This is a genomic window from Acidimicrobiales bacterium, assembly GCA_036270875.1.
Lineage (GTDB): Bacteria > Actinomycetota > Acidimicrobiia > Acidimicrobiales > AC-9 > AC-9.
On the sequence record DATBBR010000094.1, the window covers coordinates 1 to 3,430 of the forward strand.

The window sequence follows — 3,430 nt, forward strand, 5'->3', positions numbered from 1 at the left end:
GGCAGGGCCAGGGCCAGGCGGGCGCCGACGTAGCCGCCGGCCAGGCTCCCTATGGCCAGCCAGCCGACGGCGGCCCAGGCCAGGCCGCCGTGGAGCACGAACACGACGGCGGCGACGCCGTTGACGATGATGGAGAGCACGGCGCGCAGCCCGCTCGTGTGGGCGAGCGAGACGGGCAGGGCCAGGCCGAGCACGGCGAGGAACATGACCCCCATGGCCGCGCCGAAGTAGCCGCCGTAGACCGAGGCGGCGAACACCCCGGCGACCAGGAGCACCGGGCGCGTGCGGGGGTGGGCCGACTCCTTGTCGAGGGCACGCCGCAGGAGCGGCTGGAGGCCGAAGAGCACGGCCGCCCCCAGGACGAGCCAGGGCACCACGTCGTCGAAGGTGCCCGGAGACGTCGTGAGCAGGAGCAGCGCGCCGGCGATCCCGCCGGCCAGGGCGACGGGGGCGAGACGGACGAGGCGCTGCCGCTGGTCGCCGATCTCGCGGCGGAAAGCGGTGGCCGAGCCCAGGTAGCTGGGCCAGATGCCGACCGTGTTGGTGATGTTGGCGGTGAGGGCCGGGTAGCCCAGCGCCAGGAGGAGGGGAAACGTGATCAGGCTGGCGCCGCCCGCCACCCCGTTGAAGATGCCGCCGACGACCCCTCCGAGCAGGATGAGAAGGGCGTGCGTCGCAGGCATGCCGCGCCAGAGTACGGGACAGCCGCCGTTTCGCGGGTGTGGCTGGGGGGGTGCTGTGCACCGCATCGGCCCCCAACGGGCGTTTAGGGCCCGAAATTCTTCTCAGCAGGCGAAAGATTGGCGCGTGTCCCCCGTTTCATTCGCAAAGGACGGAGGGTCAGCGCGCATAAGCGCTGGCGGTAAGGGGTAGAGCAATGAAGGGTCGCATGCGGATCGCTGCGGTGGGCCTGGTCGTGACGACCGTGGTCACTGCACTGACCGCGACAGCGGGAGGGGCAACCGTCACCCAGTGGAACGTCACTGGCAACGGAGGCTTCGTGTCCCTGGACGTGCTGAACGCACTGCAACTGGCCGGCGGAGGCTCCGAGGCGGACGCCAGCAGCGGGCCGGTCGCCGAGGCCGAGGGCACCGGACTGTGCGCCGACACCGCGGTGACCACGAACCCGTGCCCCACCAACGCGACCTCTGACACGTCGGGCAACGCGCTCCACTCCACCCAGCAGGCCGTGGCGCACGGCTCGGGCGTCACCGCGACGCCGACCGGGGCGAGCGGGTGCACCATCCCGCTGAACGCCGGGATCATCAACGTCGACGTCTCCTGCGGCACGGCCTCGGCCTCCGAGGATGCCAACGGCAACCCGACCGCGACGGGCACCGGGAGCCTGGCGAACGTCTCGGTCAGCCTGAGCCTGACCAACGTGCTGCAGAACTTCATGGGCGTGGCGAACCTGTCCTCGGTGTCGGGGCTCTGCTCGGGCGTCACGGCAGCCAACACCACGGGCGGCTCGAACTCCTCGGGCCTCGACAGCACGCTCCAGGGTCTCCTCGGCGCCGCCAACGGTCTGCTCGGGGGCGTCCCACTCGTCGGCAGCAGCGTGGCCGCGGGCAACGACACCACCGGCGCCTGCTCGATCATCGGCGGCCTGCTCAACTCGGTGAGCGGCAGCAGCTCGGGGGCCGGGCTCGGTGTGCTCACCGGCATCCTCAACCAGATCCTCGGCCTCGCCGGCGGCAACGGCCCGGCGATCGCACCGCTGACGATCAACATCGGTGGCTCGACTACCTCGGTCAGCACCAACGGCAACGTGGTGACCGACTCCGCCGCGCAGCGCGCCGTCGAGGTCAACCTCTTCGGCCTGGCCGACCTCAAGGTGGCGCCGACCACCGCTTCGGTCGCGCTGGACCGCAGCACCGGCGTGGTCACGCCGAGCTGCAACGCAGGCGTCCTGTCGTACTCGGTCGGCGCCGGCGCGGAGCAGTTCCTCAACCTCGGGGCGCTCACCTCGACGCTGAACCAACTCCTCGGCCAGCTGAGCTCGACCCTCGACCAGCTGACGGCCGCGCTCTCCTCGCTGATCGGCCAGCTGGTCAACTACCAGACGCCGGGCAACCTGCTGAACTGCGAGACGTCCAGCCCCGGCCCCAAGGCCAGCGCCAACGTCGGCGTGCTGAACGTCGGCCTCCTGACCGGGCTCATGGGCGGCATCGGCGTCAACGTCGGTGACGTGAGCGTCTCGGGCAACGCCACCACCGCCACCGCGACCACCGCGGCCGCCGTCACGCCGGCCGCGCCGGCGGCGGCGCCGGCCACCGCCCCGGCGGTGGTGCCCAACGTCACCACCGTGCACACCGGCGAGTTCTGGTCGGGCAGCCTGCCGATCATCCTCCTGGCGGGGATGGGCCTGGCGGGCGCGCTGCTCATCGGCCGCCGCCGCATCCTGACGGTCGCACGTTCGATCAACCCCCTCACCCGTCGCAGGGGCAGCCAATGAGGCGCCCCGACCGGCTCGTCCCCTCGGGCCGAGCGACGGACCGCCACCGGGCCCGGCTCTCGGGACCTCCTCCGTTCCCCCTCCGGTCTCGGGGGCCGGCCCGGCGGCAGCCTTTGGGAACAACCACCGCCACGCAGCACTAGGCGGCACGACCAAGTGGCCGGGGTGATCCGCACACCCGGCCGACGGCAGGAAGCAGCGGAGACAACAGAACAGATCTCTCGGAGGGTCTGGAGGGAGAAGCAGATGCAGCGGGAACCGGTGCTGCGAGCTGCTCGGAACGGGAAGGCGGATTCCCGTTCCGGGCAGAGGCAGCCGGACACAACACGAGCGCCGCGCCGATGACGTCGTCCAAGGACCTCCGGCGCATTGGGGTCACCCTCCTCGGCGTCATGCTGCTGTTCACCGCGATCTTCGGCGCGACCTACGCGCTCTCCCACCAGCTGCACCAGGACCACGCCGGCAACGTCCTCCTCGCCAGCCAGAAGGCGAACGCGGAGAAGGTCAGAAACCAGAGCCACGGCGCGGCCTGCACCGTCTCGGACGTCAAGCAGGGACAGCTCGGCGGCATCCTGTCGATCCCTGCCATCCACCTGCAGGCGCCGGTGGAGGAGGGCACCGAGGACCAGGAACTCAACGTCGCCGTCGGGCACGCCCCGGCGTCGGTCTGGCCCGGACTGGCCGGCAGCTCGGTCTTCCTCGCCCATGACGTGAGCTACTTCGTGCACCTCAACGCGTTGAAGCCCGGGGACGTGATCACCTATTCGACCGCGTGCAACACCTGGAGGTACCAGGTGACCGACCAGCAGGTCGTCACCGCGGGGTCGAGCGTCGCGAACACGACCAACAACACGATGGTGCTCGACACGTGTTGGCCCCCCAACGCGCTCTTCTTCACCTCGCAGCGCCTGCTCGTCCATGCGATCGAGGTGGGCACGGCGGCGAAGGGCGGGAGCCTCGACCCCGCGAAGGAGT

Annotated in this window: 3 protein-coding genes; 2 read left to right on the plus strand and 1 reads right to left on the minus strand. The window is 71.0% G+C overall.

The genetic code is table 11. The features are described 5' to 3' along the window. On the minus strand, positions 1–683 hold a 683-nt coding region (locus VH112_10555; protein HEX4540674.1), incomplete at its 3' end, for a sulfite exporter TauE/SafE family protein. Positions 684–877: 194 nt separating this feature from the next. On the opposite strand from VH112_10555, the gene VH112_10560 reads away from it, so the two are divergent. Then, a complete protein-coding gene (locus VH112_10560) occupies positions 878–2,455 on the plus strand; it encodes a hypothetical protein (protein ID HEX4540675.1) in 1,578 nt (525 codons plus the stop codon). A 341-nt stretch (positions 2,456–2,796) separates the two neighbouring features. Beyond that, positions 2,797–3,430 (plus strand): class D sortase (locus VH112_10565; GenBank protein HEX4540676.1); only part of this gene is annotated, 634 nt, incomplete at its 3' end.